Here is a 20,381-nt window from a genome sequence, read left to right on the forward strand (position 1 = left end):
TAATGGTTTTGGGTAAGGACGAAAGGGATATCGATGGAACTGGAACAGTTAAAACGCCAGCTGGAGCAGCTTGGCGAGCGCAATGACAGCATGCAGCAGGCTCGACACCGCAAGCTGCTCAATATCACCCGCGACACGGGGGAGTTGCTGTCAGTGCTGGTGCAGACCCGTGGGGCGCAGGCGGTGCTGGAGATTGGCACCTCCAATGGTTACTCCACACTCTGGCTGGCAGAAGTGGTGCGTCGGTTGGAGGGGCACGTGACCACCATTGAGCTGGATGAGGATAAGCGCGTGCTGGCCCATGACAACTTTCAGAGGGCAGGGCTGGCCCCCTGGGTAACCTTGCTGGCAGGGGATGCGAGTGAGCTGTTACCGACCTTGCCGCAAGCCGGCTATCAGCTCATCTTCCTCGATTCGGATCGTCAGCACTACCGGGCATGGTGGCCGCAGATCCGCCGCCTGCTGGCACCCCGTGGCCTGCTGGTGGTTGATAACGCCATCTCCCATCGCAGCGAGATGGTGGAGTGGATGAACGAGGTCGGGCAGGATCCGGCTTTTGCCACCTCGCTGGTGCCGGTCGGCAAGGGGGAGTGGCTGGTGGTGCGTTTGTAACAAGGTGATGGCCTGGATTTGGTATCGGGCTGGCAGTGTATGTTTATTCATCATGAATAAACAGTGTGTCCCGCAATCAGTAGCGAATGCGGGACTGCTTTTTCGTTATTCATTATCTCACTTAACATCTTCATATTTCATGGTTTGGTAACGGGAACCTTCGCGTTATTTTTTGCTGGTGCCGCCAAGTGCAATCGTTTATTGACTGTCATCGTATATGTGGCGTGAGCCGATTAAATGGTGCTGGTAGCAGTAGGATTCAAAATAATAATTGCATGGTAATCCGGATTATCGTTGGCAAGCGTGCTGGATGTTTACAAATATAACGAGGTGAATAATGAAAAAAATGCACTCCCTGTTTTTGCTGGCAGCCCTTCCACTGGCTTTGATGACATCGGCGCAAGCCGAGTCCAGCCTCGCCGCTATCCAGAGTGCCGGTGCGATCAAAATCGGCACTGAAGGCGCCTATCCTCCGTTCACCTATCACGACAAGAGCGGCAAGCTGGTCGGCTTTGATGTGGAGATTGGCGAGCTGATTGCAAAAGGCCTTGGGGTGAAGCCGGAGTTTGTCGAAGGCAAGTGGGATGGTCTCATCGCCGGGGTGGATGCCAAGCGCTACGATCTGGTGCTCAACGAAGTGGCCATCACCCCGGAGCGGCTGAAAAAGTATGATTTTTCAGATCCCTACATCACCTCCAAAGCGGTGATCGTGGTGCACAGCGATAATCACAGCATCAACAGCTTTGCGGATCTGAAGGGTAAGAAATCATCCCAGTCCCTGACTAGCAACTTTGCTCAGCTGGCGAAATCCTCGGGCGCCGAGGTGGTCGCCACCGAGGGCTTCAACCAGTCACTACAGCTGGTGCTGACCGGGCGAGTGGATGCCACCATCAATGACAGCCTCTCGTTCCTCGACTTCAAGAAACAGAAACCGGATGCCAAATTGAGGGTGGCGGCGACCGAGGCGAAGGGGGATCAATCGGCAGTGTTGCTCGCCAAGGGACAGCCGGAATTGCTGGCCGCTATCAATCAGGCACTGCGCACTGCCAAACAGGATGGTAGCTACCAGAAAATATCTCTTAAGTATTTTGGTACTGATGTCTCGCAATAATATTGCCGGAAAATAATAACTAGCGAGGTAATTAACGTGCCAGCCTGGTTGCAGTTAATGATCGACTCTTTTTGGCCCCTGCTTAGAGCGGGGCTTATTTTTACCGTGCCACTGACCCTGATCACCTTTGTCTTGGGAATATTGCTCGGCTTGCTGGTGGCGCTGGCCAGATTATATGGCCCGACACCATTGGTGGCACTGGTTCGTTTTTATGTCTGGCTTATTCGTGGTACGCCGCTGCTGGTGCAGCTCTTTCTGATTTTCTATGGCTTGCCGAGTGCTGGCATTGTGCTGGATGCCTTCACCGCCGCGGTGATCGGGTTCACCCTCAACATCGGCGCCTACAGCTCTGAGATCATCCGTGCCACTCTCGCGGCGATCCCGAAAGGGCAGTGGGATGCAGCCTATTCGATTGGCATGAACTGGCCCCAGGTGATGTGGCGGGTGATCCTGCCGCAGGCGGCGCGCATTGCGGTGCCACCGCTTTCCAACACCTTTATTTCGCTGGTCAAGGACACCTCGTTGGCGGCGGCAGTGACCGTGCCTGAGCTGTTTCAGGCGGCCCAGCGGCTCGCCTCTGTCACCTATGAGCCGCTGATCCTTTACATAGAGACGGCCATCATCTACCTGCTGTTTAGCTCGGTGCTCTCCACCTTGCAAGACCGGCTGGAGCGCAAGTTGACCCACAAAGAGACCCGGGAGGTCGCCCTATGATCCGGTTGCGTGGTATCGAGAAGCAGTTTGGCGGGCAGCGGGTGCTCAAGGGGATCGATCTTGCCATGGTGGCGGGCAGTGTGACCGCCCTGATTGGCCCCTCCGGCAGTGGCAAGAGCACCCTGTTGCGCTGTGTCAATGTGCTGGAGCGGCCGGATGCGGGGCACCTGGTGCTGGGGGGGGGCGAACTCGATTTTTCTCACCATCTGCCTCGCCAGAGCGTGCAGGCATTGCGCCAGCAGACCGGCATGGTGTTCCAGAATTTCCAGCTGTTCCCGCATATGACGGTGCTGGAAAACGTTATTGAGGGATTGGTGACCGTGTTGAAGTGGCCAAGAGCGAAAGCGGAGGTGCGAGGCTTGCAACTGCTCGACAAGGTGGGGCTCAGGCACAAGGCCGAGGCGGTGCCTGCCACCCTCTCCGGTGGCCAGCAGCAGCGGGTTGCCATTGCGAGGGCGCTGGCGCCATCGCCCAAGGTACTGCTCTGTGATGAACCCACCTCGGCGCTGGATCCCGAGCTTGCCCAGGAGGTGGTGACCGTGCTGCGCCAGCTGGCCCGCGAGGGAACCACCATGCTGATTGCTACCCACGATCTGCGGCTGGCAGCCCAGATAGCGCAGCAGGTGATCTTTCTGGAGGCGGGTGAGGTGGTGGAAGCAGGCAGCGCACGCCAGATGTTCACCACTCCCAAGCGGGCGCGTACCTTCGAGTACATCTCCACCCTCACCGAGCGGTTGCCGGAGAGCTGGAGCATCTAGCCGCTCCCCGGACGGGAGTGATAGGTGACAAGTCGCCAGCGAGAACTCCTAGCCTTAAATTCCGAGCCTTAAATTCCTAGCCTCAAAAGAAGAGCCCCGTACTGGCGGGGCTCTGTTTGGGTTGACTGCGGAAGTGCAGGTTAGACCGCCAGATAGTCCATGATCCCTTCGGCGGCTTTGCGCCCTTCGTAGATGGCGGTCACCACCAGATCGGAGCCACGTACCGCATCGCCACCGGCGAACACCTTGGGATTGCTGGTCTGGAAGGCGTATTCCGCCTGCTCGCGGGCCTTGATGCGATCCCGGTTGTCGAGCTCGATGCCGAACTCCGCCATCCAGGGCTGGGGGTTGGGCTGGAAGCCAAACGCCATCACCACCGCATCGGCGGCCAACACCTGCTCTGAGCCCTCAATGACCACCGGATTGCGGCGGCCATTGGCATCGGGTTCACCCAGCTCGGTGCTCACCACCTTGATGCCGACGGTGCGACCGTTGGCATCCAGCTCGACCGCCACCGGCTGCAGGTTGAACATGAACTCAACCCCCTCCTCACGGGCGTTTTTCACCTCCCGCTTGGAGCCCGGCATGTTCTCCTCGTCGCGGCGATAGGCGCAGATCACCTTGTCAGCCCCCTGACGGATGGCGGTACGTACACAGTCCATGGCGGTATCGCCGCCGCCCAGCACCACCACCTGCTTGCCGGCGAAGTCGATGTAGTCGGCTTGCGCCTTCTCAAAGCCCAGCAAGCGGTTGGCGTTGGCGATGAGGTAGGGCAGGGCGTCATAGACGCCCGGCGCCTCTTCGTTGGCAAAGCCGCCCTTCATGTACTTGTAGGTACCGACCCCGAGGAAGACAGCATCGAACTCGCCGAGCAGATCGGCGAAGGTGATGTCCTTGCCCACTTCGGTCTCGAGACGAAACTCCACGCCCATCCCCTGGAAGATCTCGCGGCGACGCTGCATCACCTCTTTTTCCAGCTTGAAGGAGGGGATGCCGAAGGTGAGCAGGCCGCCAATTTCGGGATACTTGTCAAACACCACAGGGGTAACGCCATTGCGTGCCAGCACATCGGCGCAGGCAAGGCCCGCAGGGCCGGCACCGATGACGGCGACCCGCTTGCCGGTCTTGACCACGTTCGAGAGATCGGGCTTCCAGCCCATCTCGAACGCCTTGTCGGTGATGTATTTTTCGATGTTGCCGATGGTGACGGCACCGAAGCGATCGTTGAGAGTGCAGGAGCCTTCACAGAGGCGATCCTGCGGGCAGACCCGACCACACACTTCCGGCAGGCTGTTGGTCTGGTGGGAGAGCTCCACCGCCTCCAGAATGCGCCCCTCTTTGGCGAGTTTCAGCCAGTTGGGGATGTAGTTATGGACCGGACACTTCCACTCGCAGTAGGGGTTGCCGCACTCGAGGCAGCGATCCGCCTGCATCTGTACCTGCGGCTGATTGAAGGACTCGTAGATCTCCACAAACTGGATTTTGCGGATCTTGAGCGGCTTCTTGGGCGGGTCGACCCGCTGGACATCGATAAACTGAAATACGTTCTGGCTCATAGGGTTCCCTCCTTATTGCGCCTGGATTCTGAGTTCTGCACTGGAACGGCTGGTGTGACCCAGCAGCGATTTCACGTCGCTGGACTTGGGTTTGATCAGCCTGAACTTGGGCACATAGGAGTCGAAGTTGGCCAGGATCTCCTCGGCGCGTGAGCTGCCGGTCTCATTGAGGTGCGCCGTGATGATGCCGCGCAGGTGTTCCTGATGGATGGCGAGATCCGCCACGTCCAGCAGTTCCACCAGTTCGGGGTTGGTACGCTTGGCGAAGTTGCCGCACTCGTCGAGCACGTAGGCAAAGCCGCCGGTCATGCCCGCCGCAAAGTTGACGCCGGTCTGACCGAGCACGGTGACGATGCCGCCGGTCATATATTCACAACCGTTGTCGCCAATCCCCTCGACTACCGCCAGGGCACCGGAGTTGCGCACCGCGAAACGCTCGCCAGCAGTGCCTGCAGCGTAGAGTTTGCCGCCGGTGGCGCCGTAGAGGCAGGTGTTGCCGATGATGGCTGCCTCGTGGGATTTGAACGCCACGCCGACATGGGGCTTGATCACCAGCTTGCCGCCGGTCATCCCCTTGCCCACGTAGTCGTTGGCATCGCCAGTGAGGATCATCTCAAGGCCACCCGCGTTCCAGACGCCGAAGCTCTGGCCTGCGGTGCCGTTGAAGTGCACCTTGACCGGATCCGCCGCCATTCCCTGATTGCCGTGACGTTTGACGATCTCGCCCGAGAGGCGCGCACCCACCGAGCGGTCGGTGTTGCGAATGTCGTAGCGGAACTCGCCACCGCTTGAGGTCTCGACCGCTTCCAGCAGATCTTCCACCATCTTGAGGTTCAGTGGCCCCTTGTCGAAGGTAGGGTTGTGCTGCTGGCTGAACAGGCTGGAGCCTGCCGGTGCCACCGGACGGGCCAGAATACCGGAGAGATCCAGCTTGGCCTGACGGGCGGTGAGGCCGGGCAGGGCTTCCAGCAGATCGGTGCGGCCAATCAGGTCGGTCAACTGGGTGACGCCGAGCTGAGCCATCAGCTCGCGGGTCTCCTCGGCGATGAACTTGAAGTAGTTCATCACCATCTCCGGCAGGCCGGTGAAGTGCTCGCGACGCAGCTTCTCATCTTGAGTGGCAACGCCGGTGGCGCAGTTGTTCAGGTGGCAGATCCGCAGGTATTTGCAGCCGAGCGCCACCATGGGGCCGGTGCCAAAACCAAAGCTCTCGGCGCCGAGGATGGCCGCCTTGATGATGTCGAGGCCGGTCTTGAGACCGCCATCCACCTGTAGCCGCACCTTGTGGCGCAGACCGTTGGCGACCAGCGCCTGCTGGGTTTCAGCCAGACCCAGTTCCCATGGGGAGCCGGCATATTTGACCGAGGTGAGGGGGCTCGCGCCAGTGCCGCCGTCATAACCGGAGATGGTGATGAAGTCGGCATAGGCCTTGGCCACGCCGCAGGCGATGGTGCCCACGCCGGGTTCGGAGACCAGTTTCACCGACACCAGACAGCTCGGGTTGATCTGCTTGATGTCGAAGATGAGCTGGGCCAGATCCTCGATGGAGTAGATGTCGTGGTGCGGCGGCGGCGAGATCAGGGTCACGCCGGGCACGGAATAACGCAGCTGGGCAATCTGGGCAGTCACCTTGTCACCGGGCAGTTGGCCACCCTCGCCGGGCTTGGCGCCCTGCGCCACCTTGATCTGCACCACATCGGCGTTCATCAGGTAGTGGGGGGTGACGCCAAAGCGACCGGAAGCCACCTGCTTGATGCGGGAGTTCTTCTCGGTACCGAAGCGCTTGGGATCTTCGCCACCTTCGCCGGAGTTGCTCTGACCGCCGAGGCGGTTCATGGCGACAGCCAGCGCCTCGTGGGCCTCAGGGCCGAGGGCACCGATGGACATGGCGGCGGAGTCGAAGCGGGGGAACAGCTTGTCAGCTGGCTCAACCTGATCCAGTGCGACCGGATTGTCGGCCTTCTTCAGCGCCAGCAGGTCACGCAAGGTAGAGACCGGGCGTTCGTTGACCAGACGGGCGTACTCCTTGTAATCGGCATAGTTGCCGGAGCGCACCGCGGTTTGCAGGGTCTGCACCACATCCGGGTTGTAGGTGTGGTACTCGCCGCCGTGGACGAACTTGAGCAGGCCGCCGTGGGCGAGGGGCTTGCGGGCCAGCCAGGCCTGACGGGCCAGATTGTGCTGATCCTGCTGGATGTCGGCAAAGTCGGCACCCTGAATACGGCTCGATACGCCGCGGAAGCAGGTATCGACCACCGACTTGGCCAGACCCACCGCTTCAAACAGCTGGGAGCAGCGGTAGCTGGCGACCGTGCTGATGCCCATCTTGGACATCACCTTGTAGAGCCCCTTGTTGATGCCGTTGCGGTAGTTGACCATCGCCTGGCGCAGGGACATGGTGAGCACGCCCTCTTCAACCTGTTTGGCCAGGGTTTCGTAGGCGAGATAGGGGTAGATGGCGGTCGCGCCAAAGCCCAGCAGCACCGAGAAATGGTGCGGGTCGCGGCAGCTTGCAGTCTCCACCAGAATGTTGGCGTCGCAGCGCAGGTTGTTGTCCACCAGGGTGCGCTGCACTGCACCCACCGCCATGGCGGCCGGGATCGGCAGGGTGTCGGCGCTGATATCGCGATCCGACAGCACCAGCAGCACGGTGCCACTCCTGGCAGCAGTTTTGGCCTCGTCGCAGATGCGCACGATGGCCGCTTCCAGCCCCTCTTCGGGCTTGAAGTTGAGGCTGATCACCTGATGGCGGTAGTACTCACCTTCCAGTGCCAGCAGCTGGTGGAAGTCGGAGTAGAGCAGGATCGGCGACTGGAACAGCACCCGGTGGGCGTGGCCGAAGGTCTCGTTGAAGACGTTCTGCTCGCGACCGATACAGGTGGCGAGCGACATCACGTGGTTCTCCCGCAGCGGATCGATGGGCGGGTTGGTCACCTGCGCAAACATCTGGCGGAAGTAGTCATAGAGGGTACGCGGGCCGGAGGAGAGCACCGCCATCGGGGTATCATCCCCCATGGAGCCCACCGCTTCCTGACCATTTTCACCGAGCACCCGGATGATCTGATCCAGCTCCTCGAAGGAATAGCCAAACAACTTCTGATAGGTTTTCAGCTGGTCATCAGAGAACTCGCGGCTACCGGTCTGGCTGTCGTCCATCTGCTCGAAGGGGACCAGTCTGCGGCAATGTTTATCCATCCACTGCTTGTAGGTGTGGCGGTTTTTGAGATCGTCATCGATCTCAAAGCTGGTCCACACCTTGCCGTTGCTGGTATCCACCACGAACAGCTCGCCCGGGCCGACCCGGCCTTTCTCCAGCACTTCGTCCGGGGTGTAGTCCCAGGTACCGACTTCTGAGGCGAGGGTGATGAACTTGTCTTTGGTGATGACGTAGCGGGCCGGACGCAGACCGTTGCGATCAAGTGCGCAGGTGGCGTAGCGACCGTCGGTCATGACGATACCGGCCGGGCCGTCCCACGGCTCCATGTGCATGGAGTTGAAGTCGTAGAAGGCGCGCAGGTCGTCATCCATGTTCGGGTGCTTTTGCCATGCTGGCGGGATCAACAGGCGCATGGCGCGGAACAGGTCCATGCCACCGGCGAGGAAGAGATCCAGCATGTTGTCGAGACTGGAGGAATCCGACCCCGTGGTGTTGACGAAGGGAGCCGCTTCCTGCAAATCGGGGATCAGCGGCGTCGCAAACTTGTAGCTGCGCGCCTTGGCCCACTGGCGGTTGCCGGCGATGGTGTTGATCTCGCCGTTGTGGGCCAGATAGCGAAACGGCTGGGCCAGCGGCCAGCGCGGGCTGGTGTTGGTGGAGAAACGCTGGTGGAAAACGCAGATGGCCGCTTGCATACGGATGTCGGCGAGATCCAGATAGAAGCGCGGCAAGTCCACCGGCATGCACAGTCCTTTATAGACGGTGACCAGATTGGAGAGGCTGACCACATAGAAGTAGTCGTCGTTGACGCGCTTTTCGATGCGGCGGCGCACGATATAGAGGCGGCGCTCGAGATCCTTGTCGACCCAGCCGGGTGGGGCGTTGACAAAGACCTGTTCAATGCTGGGCAGGGAGGCTTTGGCGATGGTACCGAGTACGTTGGTATCGACAGGCACCTTGCGCCAGCCGACCAGACTCAGGGTCTCTTTTTCCAGCTCTTCGTCGATGATGTCGCGGGTCTGCTGGGCCAATACGGGGTCAGGGTTGAGAAACAGCATGCCGACCGCATAGTTGCGGCCAAGGTGCCATCCCTTCTCCTCGGCGACAGCTCTGAAGAAGCTGTCCGGTTTTTGCAGCAGCAGACCGCAACCATCGCCGGTCTTGCCATCGGCGGAGATCCCGCCGCGGTGCTGCATGCGAGCCAATGCTGACATCGCGAGACGGACAAGCTTGTGGCTGGCTTCCCCTTCCATGTGGGCCAACAGGCCGAAGCCACAGTTATCCCTCTCCAGCTTTGGATCATATAGTGACATTGCATTTCTCCCTTGCTCGGCCTTGTATCGCACAGTCATCACCTGACTGCATAAATTGCGATTGGCTCTTGTGGTTCCGTCTGCCTGACGTGGCGAATCTCCAAACTAATGGGATTTTCTGGCGAGGTCAATCGCAGGTCAGGTTTGTCTTCATGGTTACATTCGCATAACAAAATGTCGGGTTAGGGGGATTGGCTCGCAGTTATGGAGTGTTTATTCTGTGTAGTTTGATTTTGTTGGTTAAATATATCGCCATTGACGGGCTCAATGGTGTGCTCGGCGACGATGGGCGAATGTAGTAATTTTACCAACTCTATGCTACCGAGAGCGGAAGGGATCACATTTTCAATATCCCATGCTTGCAATTGTGTGCTGTCGGGTCTCTTTGAATTTTTCATTGTTCAACAGTGGGTTATCAGGTCTCATTTTCATATGGATGTTTACTGTTTAAATCATCAAATAACTGTAAAAATCCTTTTTTTGCGCTTTTTCTCTATATTTATTCAAAATTGGTCGGGTATTTATATGTTTTACCCTCTCTGCTAGCTTGATCCAGCTCAGCCCCTGTTTTGCGCAAGCTCGTACAATGGCGCTCCTTTAGCGGAGGTGTCATGCAGTTACACGAACTCGTCAATACATTCGGTCAGGATCTCAAGCAGCGTCATGGTCAGAAGATCCACAAACTCTCCATCCACGGGGCCTTCACCTGCCCGAACCGTGACGGTACCCTGGGCCGTGGCGGATGCACCTTCTGCAATGTCTCTTCCTTCGCCGATGAATCGGCCCAACAGCTCTCTGTGGTGCAACAACTGCTGGCCCGTCGGGACGAGGTGACCCGTGCCAAACGTTATCTTGCCTACTTTCAGGCCTATACCAGCACCTATGCCGAGGTCGAGTATCTGCAGCGGATGTATGAAGAGGCGCTGTCGGTGAGCGATATGGTGGGACTTTGTGTCGGCACTCGACCTGATTGCGTACCGGATGCCGTATTGGATCTGCTGGCGGGCTATCAGGCCCGGGGTTACGAGGTGTGGCTGGAGCTCGGGCTGCAAAGCGCCAACGACAAGACTCTGCAACGGATCAACCGCGGCCACGGTTATGCCGCCTATGAGGATGCGGCAAGACGTGCCCATCAGCGCGGCATCAAGGTATGTGCTCATCTGATCGTCGGCCTGCCGGGCGAGGTGCCGATGGACAGCCTCGATACCCTGCATCGTATCGTTGAGACCGGTGTTGAGGGGATCAAGCTGCATCCGCTTCATGTGGTAGAGGGCAGTACCCTTGGCAAGTCGTGGCAGGCGGGACGCCTTGAGGTATTGACGCTGGAGCAGTATGTGGAAGCCGCTGTCGCCATGATCCAGCACACGCCGCCCGAGGTGGTGTATCACCGGATTTCGGCCTCCGCGCGCCGTCCAACCCTGTTGGCGCCAGCCTGGTGTGAAAACCGCTGGACTGCCATGGCGGATATTGCCAAAGCACTCTCATTGAATGGCCCGCAAGGTCACGCGTTGGGCAGACCCTTCATACTTCCTGACCTATAATTGAGCGCCAGATTATTATTTTCACGTAAAACATAGGGTTATATAAAAAACTTCATACCCTAAACTATAGTTTTGGTACGTGCCGGTTGATATAGTGGTGCGCCATAATAAATGTCATTATCAATTAACTCCGACATTCACCCTGATTGCAGTGTTAGCATGGTGTTGATGAGCCGATTATTTTTACCAATAACGAATCATGCCGCCATTGCTGCTGTGCCGGGAAATTGGGGATGAGTGTCGCGATCTATCTGGACAGGTTTATCCCCTGATCAGTCTCATCAGCGGGAAGGCCACTCGGTTTTAGCGTGGCTATAGCAGGGAAATATGAGCGATGAACGCTCCTATCTACCTCATTTATGCAGTGACAGGATGCTATGCAAGCAGAAACAAGTCGTATTGATGAGTTATTGGAGTGTCTGGTCTTCTTGACCCGTTTTTATGGTGTGCCCAACAGCCAGGATGCCCTGACGACCGGGTTGCCACTGGTCTCCGGACGCCTGACAACCGCACTCTTTTGCCGTGCTGCCGAGCGGGGCGGGTTATCCGCCCGTGAAGTGATACAGCCACTGGCCGATATTTCTCCCTTGCTGCTGCCTTGTGTATTGCAGATGCGCAGTGGTGGCGCCTGCATTTTGCTGGAGTGGAACGAAGATCGCAGCCAGGGGAAAGTGATTTTCCCGCAGGCCGGTGATGCCGCGCAATGGCTGACCGCAGCCCAATTGGGTGATGAGTATCTGGGGCGCCTCTTCTATGTGAAGAAGCAGTTCAAGTTTGACGAGCGCTCTCCCAAGGTGCTGGAAACCCGTGATGGCCACTGGTTCTGGAGCACCTTGTTCGAATCCCGCGGCATCTATCGCGATGTGCTGATCGCCTCCATTCTGATCAACCTGTTTGCCATCGCCAGCCCTCTTTTCACCATGAACGTCTATGACAAGATTGTGCCCAATCTGGCGTTTGATTCGCTCTGGGTGCTGGCTGTCGGGGCCATGGTGGTCTTTACCTTCGATTTTGTGATGCGGCAGTTGCGCAGTTACTTTATCGACATTGCCGGTAAAAAGTCTGATGTGCTGCTGTCCGCCAAAATTTTCGCCAAGGTGATGGGTATGCGGATGGAATCTCGTCCCGCTTCCACTGGCGCGTTCGCCAAACATCTGCAGGAATTTGAGTCGGTGCGGGAGTTTTTCACCTCCGCAACGGTTTCTACTCTTATCGATCTCCCCTTTGCCGTCTTCTTCCTTTTTATTATCTGGATGTTTGCAGGCGTAATGGTGGTGGTTCCCATCGTCGCCATGCTGATCCTCATCGCCTACAGCTTCTATATTCAGGAGCCTCTCAAGCAGTCCATCGAAGAGGGGTCACGCCTTGCGTCCCAGAAGAACGCCAACCTGATTGAAAGTATTTCCGGGCTGGAAACCGTCAAGATTTTCGGCGCCGAGAGCATGTTCCAGCATCGCTGGGAACAGGCCGTCTCCCATATTTCCACCTGGGGCGTACAGACCCGCCGCATTACCAACTCCATGTCCTCGCTGGCCAGCTATATCCAGCAGGTGGTGACGGTCGGTCTGGTGATCGTCGGTGTTTACCAGATCTCCGAAGGTTTGGTCACCATGGGGGGCATGATTGCCGCCGTGATGCTCTCCAGCCGCGCCATTGCGCCCATGGTGCAACTCTCCGTGTTGTCGACCCGTTATAACCAGGCCAAATCAGCACTGGATATTCTGGAAAAAATCATGCAAACCCCGGGAGAGCAGGAGGAGGGCAAGCAATATATCCATCATCCGGTGATTGCCGGTCGCATTGAATTTGAAAATGTCTCCTTCAAATATCCGGGAATGGAAACCAGCACCCTGCACAATATCAATTTGCGCATTCAGCAGGGCGAAAAGGTGGCGATTATCGGCCGGATTGGGGCGGGTAAAACGACCCTCGAGAAGCTGTTGATGGGGTTGTATCGACCGACCGATGGCTCGGTACGTATCGATGGTTTTGAACTCGATCAACTGCCACCTGCGGTAATCCGTCGCAATATCGGCTGTGTTCCGCAAGATGTCATTCTCTTTTTTGGATCGGTGCGGGACAACATCATGCTGGGTAATCCGCTGGTGGATGATGTGAGAGTCTTGCGCGCAGCCAAGCGGGCGGGTGTCACCAACTTTACCAACCGGGATCCTAACGGGTTGGATCGGCAGATAGGCGAGGGGGGCCGTCAGCTATCCGGTGGCCAGCGTCAGTCGATCCTGCTGGCACGCGCCCTGCTCAATGATCCCCCCATTCTGGTGATGGATGAGCCGACCTCCAACATGGACAATCAGTCCGAGATGCAGGTCAAACAGGAGCTCGCCAGACTGGGCCCGGAAACCACATTGATCCTCATCACTCACAAAACCTCGATGCTGGATGTGGCATCGCGAGTTATCGTCATCGAGCAGGGGCAGATCGTTGCTGATGGTCCCAAAGAGGTGGTGTTACAGCAGTTGAAGGAAGGCAAGGTGCGCGTGCAGGAGGTGTCCCATGGTTAAGGGGCTCATGGACTGGTTCAAGCGCAGCAAAAAGACGCCTTCCGGCGAGGTATTGCCAGCACCCGAGCATCTGGAGTTTGTCGATGACGGCGCGGCAGCTGTACTGCTGACCACGCCGACCGGAGCTCGCATTCTGTTGTGGTGCTGCTTCCTCTTTTTCATGAGTGCCATCGTCTGGGCGGCCTGGGCCGAACTGGATGAAGTCACCGTGGGTCAGGGCAAGGTTATTCCGTCCCGTCAGCTGCAGGTGATTCAGAACCTGGAAGGAGGGATCGTCAAAGAGATCTTCGTCAAAGAGGGGGACATCGTCGAGAAGGGGCAGCCGCTGCTGCGTATTGATGACACCCGTTTCCGCTCCGACTTTAGAGAACGGGAGCAAGAGGTGGTCACCCTCAAGGGGGATGTGGCCCGTCTGCGCGCCGAGATGGCCAGCGTCGAGGTGAAAAACGACCCGGCACTGGGGTGGCGTGAACAGGTCGTGGTAGGCGAAGCGCCAATCCAGTTTCCCGATGGTTATGAAACCGTCTTTGCCGAATATGCGCACCGTGAGCGCTCTGTACAGCGGGATCGCCTCAATAACCTGAAGAACCAGCTCTATATTCTTGGTCAGCAAATCGAACAGAAAGAGCAGGAGCTGATTGAACTTAATGCCAAAATTCGCACCGTGAATCGCAGTGTGGATTTGGCCAGACAGGAACTGAATATTAGCCGTCCGTTGGCGAAAGAGGGTATAGTGCCTCAAGTGGAGCTAATCAAGCTTGAGCGGCAGGTCAACGAGATGCAGGGGGAGCTGGAGAGCAACCGTCTGCTGATCCCAAAACTCAATTCGGTACTGCGTGAGACCATCTCCAAGCGTAATGATATTGCGCTGAAGTTCAGAGCAGACTCCCAGACTGAACTGAATGAGAAACAGGGGCGGCTTGGCCAGTTGTCAGAAGGGCAGGTTGGCTTGCGAGACAGGGTTGACCGGACCAGCGTGATTGCTCCGCTCAAGGGCACCATCAAGAAACTCAAGATCAACACCCTGGGCGGCGTGGTTCAGCCCGGCATGGATTTGATGGAGATTGTGCCGTTGGAGGATACCTTGCTGGTAGAAGCCAAGGTGTCACCGAAAGATATCGCCTTCCTGCGACCGGGGCTGGATGCCATTGTCAAAATTACTGCCTACGACTTTACAATCTATGGAGGATTGCATGGCAAGGTTGAACAGATAAGTGCGGATTCGATCCAGGATGAGGAGGGGAACTCCTTTTATCTGGTTCGGGTTCGAACAGAGAAGAGTTACTTGGGCGATGAGCTTAACGCACTTCCCATCATCCCCGGTATGTTAGCCAGTGCTGATATCATTACTGGTAAAAAAAGTGTCCTAGACTATTTGCTTAAGCCGATTTTACGGGCAAAGCAGTCGGCACTGAGAGAACGATAAGCCAACAATCTAAAAACAAAACATGACTGGAGATAACATGAAAAAAACGATTGTTGCCATGCTGGTCAGTGGCTGCATCCTGATCCCGAGTTTGGGTCAGGCCCAGACTCTGGAAGAGTCGGTGGCACAGACACTTGCTACGCATCCCAAGATAAAGGAAGCGTTTGATCTGTATCAGGCACGACTCTATCAGCATGATGGAGCCAAGGGTGGCTATTATCCTACGATCGATCTGCGTGGTGGCGTAGGCTATGAAAAAACTGACAGCCCTTCTACCCGTGCTGCCAGTGCCAACAGCAATATTGATGATTCCATGACTCGCAAAGAGGCTGGACTCAGTCTGCGGCAAATGTTGTTTGATGGCTTTGATGTCAGCAACAACGTCTCCAGAACCGAAGCTGAAGCCAATGCCCAGCGTCTGGCGATGATCTCCGAAGCTGAAAATACCGCGCTGCGAGTAGCTGAGGTCTACCTCAATATGCTGCGCCAGCAGGAGATCCTGGAACTCTCCAAACAGAACTTGGAAACCCACGAGCAGATCCGCAGCGACATCAGCAAGCGGACTGATTCAGGGCTTGGTTCTACTGCGGATCAGACCCAGATTGAAGGTCGTGTTGCCCGAGCCTATTCAAATCAGGCTGCTGCTGAAAACAACTATCGAGATGCAGAGAGTGAATTTATTCGTGTCGTGAACGAGGTACCCAAAGATCTGGTGCAGCCGGTTCCCAATACCGAGCTTATCCCCACCAGCCTCGATAGTGCGCTGAAAACGGCGACCGAAGTCCACCCCACCCTGCTCTCTTCCCTGCAGGATATCGAAGCGGCCAAGTATCAACATGAAGGCGCCAAATCCGGTTTCTACCCGAATGTAACATTCGAGGTCGATCAGAACTGGAATGAGGATATCGATGCGGTCAAAGGGCGCAACGATGATCTGACCGCAATGGTGCGCATGCGTTACAACCTGTTCCGTGGCGGTTCTGACGTGGCAGAGAGCAATGCAACATCGGCTCTCTACTCTCAGGCGAAAGACATTCATTTGAATGCGTTTCGCCAGGTTGAGGAAGGCACTCGTCTGGCCTGGAACGCGAAAGAGTCGCTGGCCAAGCAGAAGACCTTCCTGAAAGAGCATGTTGACGCCAGCTATGACACCGTACAGGCATACAAGAAGCAGTTTGGTTTGGGTCAACGGACATTGCTGGACGTATTGAACACCGAGAACGAACTGTTCGAGGCGCGTCGCAGCTATATCACCGCTGAGTATGATGCACTGCTGGCTGACTATCGCATTCTCAACGCGACAGGTAGTCTGCTCAATGCATTTAGCGTCAAACAACCCGCTGAATGGCAGGCCAGGCAATAACCGTTTGTTCATGATCCCGCTGGGATCATGAACGCCAACATGGTGACTGCTGCTGGCAGTCACCATGTTTGGCTAACGCAGGTTGTTGTACGAGCTTTGAGGAGTGCAGCAGTAATAATGCAGCAGGAATATGACGTGACACTCCAGCGTGGTACCGGTAGCCGATGGTGTTATCTTCTCAATGAATGGAGATACCGATCCTTACGCGCTCTGCGCCACTCCTTATGGATCCTGCTGTTACCCTTCTCACTTCTGCTCTGTGCCAGTCAGCCTCTGCCACAGGAAGATCTCAACTTGATCAAGCGGGCGGAGCAGACCTATGGCGCCAGAGCCGGCAAGCGTGTAACCAGTTGGCGTATGTTGGTCATGGAGACGAAGGGCAGGGCCCTGAGCGAAGAAAAAAAGCTTGAGCGGGTTAATAATTTTTTCAATCGGATGCGTTTTATTGACGATATCAAGTTGTGGCGCAAAAAGGATTATTGGGCAACCCCGCTGGAATTTTTGGGAGCCGCCGGGGGAGACTGTGAAGATTTCAGTATCGCTAAATACTCTACGCTGCTCGAGCTTGGGATCCCGGATGATAAAATGCGGATGGTGTACGTAAAGGCTCTTGATTACAACCAGTTTCACATGGTGGTGGCATATTATGAGACACCCTCTTCCGTTCCGGTTATTTTGGATAATTTGATAGGCTCGATTCGCCCTGCCACACAGCGGCGTGATCTGGTGCCTATTTACAGTTTTAACGGTAGTCACTTGTGGTTGATGAAGGCACGAGGCCAAGGGGAACTGGCTGGTCAATCATCCCGCTTGGGATTATGGAATGATTTACGCAATCGCATGACCTCGGGGCGATTGGCTCGGCCAGTGGTGAATTTGGATGATTAACCTATGACGCTCTATCGACAGTTATTAGCCACCATGCTGCTGCTGTTTGGATTGTTATTTGCGGCCACATACTGGGTGCAATTCAATTCAACCCGCACTTATCTTGCGCAGCAACAGGAAACAACGGTCATCAATACGGCAACCTCGCTGGGGCTTGCGCTCACCCCCTATCTGGAAAACGGGGACAAGGTCGGTGCCGAGTCGGTGATCCAGGCCATTTTTGATGGTGGCTATTATCGATTGGTTCGCCTGGATCTACTGGCATCAAAGGATGTCATCGAGCAGGAAAATACCAACAATATTCAGGGGGTACCGCGGTGGTTTGTAAATTTGGGACTTTTTCCTGAGGTATCCAACGAGTCAATTCTGACGTCTGGCTGGTTGCAGCTTGGAAAATTAAAAGTAGTGGGTCACCCCGGCCAGGCTTATTACGAGTTGTGGCGGGGGATGAGCGAGCTGGCGAGCTGGTTTCTGGTCGGCTTTTTGATCACCACAATTTTGTTGATGAGAGCACTCAACTACTTGCTAAAGCCACTCAAACAGATCTGTGATCAAGCCGTCGAGATCGAGCTGCACCATTTCGGTCATACGATCCCGGAGCCTAAAACCCATGAATTGAAGCAGGTCGTTCAGGCGATCAACACCCTCTCAAGCAAGTTGGCGTTGCAGTTCAAAGAGCAAGCCGATGAGGCCGAGAAATTGCGTGAGCGGGTTTATGTCGATGCCGTGTCAGGGCTTGGCAACCGAGCCTATTTTGTGGGTCAGGTAAACGCATGGATAGCGGAGGCTGGCCAAGGTGGCGTCATGCTGGTTGCGGTCGACATGCTGGATGATATCTATCGCGATGAAGGCTTTGCTGCCCGTGACAACATGGTCAAATCGATAGCTCAGGCTTTGAAAGAGCAATTAAAAGGGTGGGATGGCGCAGCCTTGGCACGGATCTCCGCGACGGAATATGCGCTGCTCTGTCCAACTGACGATCTGACTCAGCTAAAAGAGCTGGCTGAAGTGATTAATAGCCGCATTGCCGATCTGGTGGTGAATCCAATGGGTGAAGGGGATGCGCTCTCCGTCATCGGTATTGCCGGCCGTGATGGTAATGATGATCTCTCTGCCTTGTTGACCAAAGCCGATAATGCGCTTGGCAAGGCGCGCAATGAACGCCGTGGTGCTGTGGTGATGGAAGGGGGGACCGAGCAAGGTTTGATGGGGCGTTTGGCCTGGCGAGATCTGGTACAAGATGCCATTTCACGACAACTTTGGCGCTTCAAAGCCCAACCAGCTTGCCGGTTTGATAATGGAGCAAGGTTGCATGCCGAGCTGTTTGCTTCTATCTCTCGGGATGGCACTGATTATTTTGCAGGTCAGTTCTTGCCCGCGATTGAACAGTTCAAATTGGGTGGCGAGTTTGACCAAGCGGTGCTTGATGCTTGCGTTCCATTACTGCAAAAACAGTCTGATCTGGTACTGGCGATCAACATCACTGCTGGCTCGCTCTGCTCGGATGAATTTTTAACCTGGCTGACGCGCTATCTGACCGAGCATGCAGAGCTCAAAGAGCGGTTGTTATTTGAAATACCTGAAGCTGCCATCATGAAACATAAAGACAACGTGGCTGCGTTGGTTGGCACCTTGCAAGCTCATGGCTTCCAGTGGGGGGTTGACCACTATGGTCGTCACTTCCAGTCTCTGGGCTATCTGGAGGAGTTGTCGCCGGCTTATGTCAAGGTTGATCACGGTTATACCAGTCAGGTCATGGAGCCGGGGGCTGACACCTCATTCCTGGCTGCAGTGTGTCGCGCCGCACATAATGCCGGTGTGACCACCATTGCAACCCGCGTCGAAGATCAACATCAAGTGGAACTGCTTTCCAAGTTGCATATCGATGGTTACCAGGGATTTGTTCATCCCGCCTTCCCATTGTCTTGAATTAAATGCTGGAAATGGCCCCGATAGGGGCCTTTTTTATACCAGTCACTTTTCTTTTCGCCATTTTTCTATAACCAACTCAAGGTCGGTCTTGAATGGGGCTATACCTAGAGTTCTGATTTGTATTAATAAATTCCAACTCTTCGATTTTTTTCCGTTTATTTGTTGAATTCCTCTCGAACGTACGCTTTTTTGCAACGGAACAGCGCGCTATCTCCTTCTACGGTGTAGACATCAAGATCTGTCACCTTGGAGCAATGGATATGCGTACCCAAATCATCGACAAGTCCGTGGTTGTCTCAGCTATAGAAGGCAATGTGGAGATTGTGCTGGCTGATGGAAGCAGCCGCCCTCTGCAAAAAGGGGAAATTCTCCAACCCGGAGCAAAATTGACCATAGCGGATGACGCCAAGCTGGCTCTTTCCCCCTATGACGATACTCCTGCATCGGATGTTCCGGCAGGTTCCGAGTCCGCTGAACCTGCTCAACCGCAAGTGGCGGCCAGCCAGGAAGGCGCACCTTCAGATATTGCCGCATTGCAAGAATCGATTCTGCAGGGTGTTGACCCGACTCAAAACTTTGAGGCTTCTGCTGCTGGTGGGGCACCAGCGGCCGGTGGTGGTGGCGGCATTGGTGGGGTTGCGGGGGCCAGTGGTAATGGTGGTTTCGTAACAATTGATCGAACAGGCGATGCCACGATAGCGGCTGCAGGGTTTGATACCACCTATCAGTCCGAGCCGTTTATCAACACTGAACAAGCAGCTGAACCGCTGCTTGAGCCAGAGCCGCTGGAGAATATCCTGCTAGATGAAAGCGAGGTCATTTCGCTTGATGAAGATAGCTCTACAAGCGGTAATCTACTGGCAAACAGTTCCAACCCCGATGGTCCGCAGGCTGCCTCTATCATCAGTTACAGCTGGGGGAGCAACATAGACGTACCTGCTGGCGTGTCGTCGACTCTGACAGGAATTGGCACGCTGATCATCAATAGTGATGGTTCTTTCACCTTTACCCCGGCTCCTGATTATTCCGGAGCCGTACCTACCGTGAGTTATGTGGTTACCGATGGCACTGATATCGTCACGTCAACCTTGACGCTGATAGTGACTCCACAAGGTGACATCGATTTCAACTCTGAGGCCCTGAATGCGGGTGCGACCGAAACGGATGGCACGGTACAGGTGTTGCTGACCAACACCGTGAGTATCAGTGATGGCGATGGTTCAGAGACCTGGACCAGCCTGGTGTACACCTTCGACAACTTGCCGGAGGGGGCCACAGCGGTGGGTGGCACTCTGGTGGGTGACGTCCTGACAGTGAACGTGGTGGCGGGGGCATTGCCGCCAGCGTTCGGGCTGGTATTCCCGGCGGACTATTCGACTGCAGGCGTGGCGGGCAGTACCAGCAACAGTGGCGCTCCCATCAGCTACACAGTTGTGGCGACCACCAATGAAGGCACGGCCAACAGCAGTGGCACGGTCACTATCGGAG

Annotated in this window: 13 protein-coding genes; 11 read left to right on the forward strand and 2 right to left on the reverse strand. The window is 56.1% G+C overall.

Features of this window, described 5'->3' with window-relative positions; genetic code table 11:
• The first annotated feature begins 33 nt into the window (after positions 1–33).
• The 4 genes from ACW5XC_RS04145 (at position 34) to ACW5XC_RS04160 (ending at position 3,195) form a co-directional block, all read left to right on the forward strand.
• Positions 34–612, forward strand: a complete 579-nt coding sequence (locus tag ACW5XC_RS04145; RefSeq protein ID WP_042056200.1) for an O-methyltransferase — start codon at positions 34–36, stop codon at positions 610–612.
• Between the two features lie 337 nt (positions 613–949).
• Positions 950–1,723: an amino acid ABC transporter substrate-binding protein gene (locus tag ACW5XC_RS04150; RefSeq protein ID WP_042056196.1), complete on the forward strand. Its 774-nt coding sequence runs from the start codon at positions 950–952 to the stop codon at positions 1,721–1,723.
• 57 nt (positions 1,724–1,780) lie between these two features.
• Complete coding sequence (locus tag ACW5XC_RS04155) at positions 1,781–2,437, forward strand: amino acid ABC transporter permease (protein WP_178378368.1); 657 nt, start codon at positions 1,781–1,783, stop codon at positions 2,435–2,437.
• Positions 2,434–3,195, forward strand: coding sequence for an amino acid ABC transporter ATP-binding protein (locus ACW5XC_RS04160; protein ID WP_042056191.1), 762 nt, complete (start codon positions 2,434–2,436; stop codon positions 3,193–3,195). Before ACW5XC_RS04155 ends, ACW5XC_RS04160 begins: the two co-directional genes overlap by 4 nt.
• A gap of 140 nt (positions 3,196–3,335) precedes the next feature.
• Here ACW5XC_RS04160 and ACW5XC_RS04165 read toward each other — a convergent pair whose 3' ends face one another.
• Together ACW5XC_RS04165 and gltB are read right to left on the reverse strand one after the other, a co-directional pair.
• Positions 3,336–4,751, reverse strand: a complete 1,416-nt coding sequence (locus ACW5XC_RS04165; RefSeq protein WP_042056188.1) for an FAD-dependent oxidoreductase — start codon at positions 4,749–4,751, stop codon at positions 3,336–3,338.
• A gap of 12 nt (positions 4,752–4,763) precedes the next feature.
• Positions 4,764–9,221, reverse strand: a complete 4,458-nt coding sequence (gene gltB, locus ACW5XC_RS04170; protein ID WP_042056185.1) for a glutamate synthase large subunit — start codon at positions 9,219–9,221, stop codon at positions 4,764–4,766.
• A 611-nt stretch (positions 9,222–9,832) separates the two neighbouring features.
• On the opposite strand from gltB, the gene ACW5XC_RS04175 reads away from it, so the two are divergent.
• From ACW5XC_RS04175 to ACW5XC_RS04205, 7 genes are all read left to right on the forward strand, one after another.
• Entirely contained in the window at positions 9,833–10,762 is a 930-nt protein-coding gene (locus tag ACW5XC_RS04175) for a TIGR01212 family radical SAM protein (protein WP_042056182.1), read from the forward strand.
• A gap of 377 nt (positions 10,763–11,139) precedes the next feature.
• Entirely contained in the window at positions 11,140–13,284 is a 2,145-nt protein-coding gene (locus ACW5XC_RS04180) for a type I secretion system permease/ATPase (RefSeq protein ID WP_042056180.1), read from the forward strand.
• Positions 13,277–14,710 carry an HlyD family type I secretion periplasmic adaptor subunit gene (locus ACW5XC_RS04185; protein WP_005350982.1) on the forward strand — a complete coding sequence of 478 codons (1,434 nt, stop codon included), beginning with the start codon at positions 13,277–13,279 and terminating at the stop codon, positions 14,708–14,710. Before ACW5XC_RS04180 ends, ACW5XC_RS04185 begins: the two co-directional genes overlap by 8 nt.
• A gap of 37 nt (positions 14,711–14,747) precedes the next feature.
• Positions 14,748–16,073, forward strand: coding sequence for a TolC family outer membrane protein (locus ACW5XC_RS04190; RefSeq protein ID WP_005359768.1), 1,326 nt, complete (start codon positions 14,748–14,750; stop codon positions 16,071–16,073).
• Between the two features lie 135 nt (positions 16,074–16,208).
• Positions 16,209–16,961, forward strand: coding sequence for a transglutaminase-like cysteine peptidase (locus ACW5XC_RS04195; protein ID WP_005350994.1), 753 nt, complete (start codon positions 16,209–16,211; stop codon positions 16,959–16,961).
• Positions 16,962–16,964: 3 nt separating this feature from the next.
• Entirely contained in the window at positions 16,965–18,890 is a 1,926-nt protein-coding gene (locus ACW5XC_RS04200; RefSeq protein WP_042056178.1) for an EAL domain-containing protein, read from the forward strand.
• 263 nt (positions 18,891–19,153) lie between these two features.
• On the forward strand, positions 19,154–20,381 hold a 1,228-nt coding region (locus tag ACW5XC_RS04205; RefSeq protein WP_456516093.1), incomplete at its 3' end, for a retention module-containing protein.

Source organism: Aeromonas sp. 25-AL00135 (assembly GCF_054052385.1).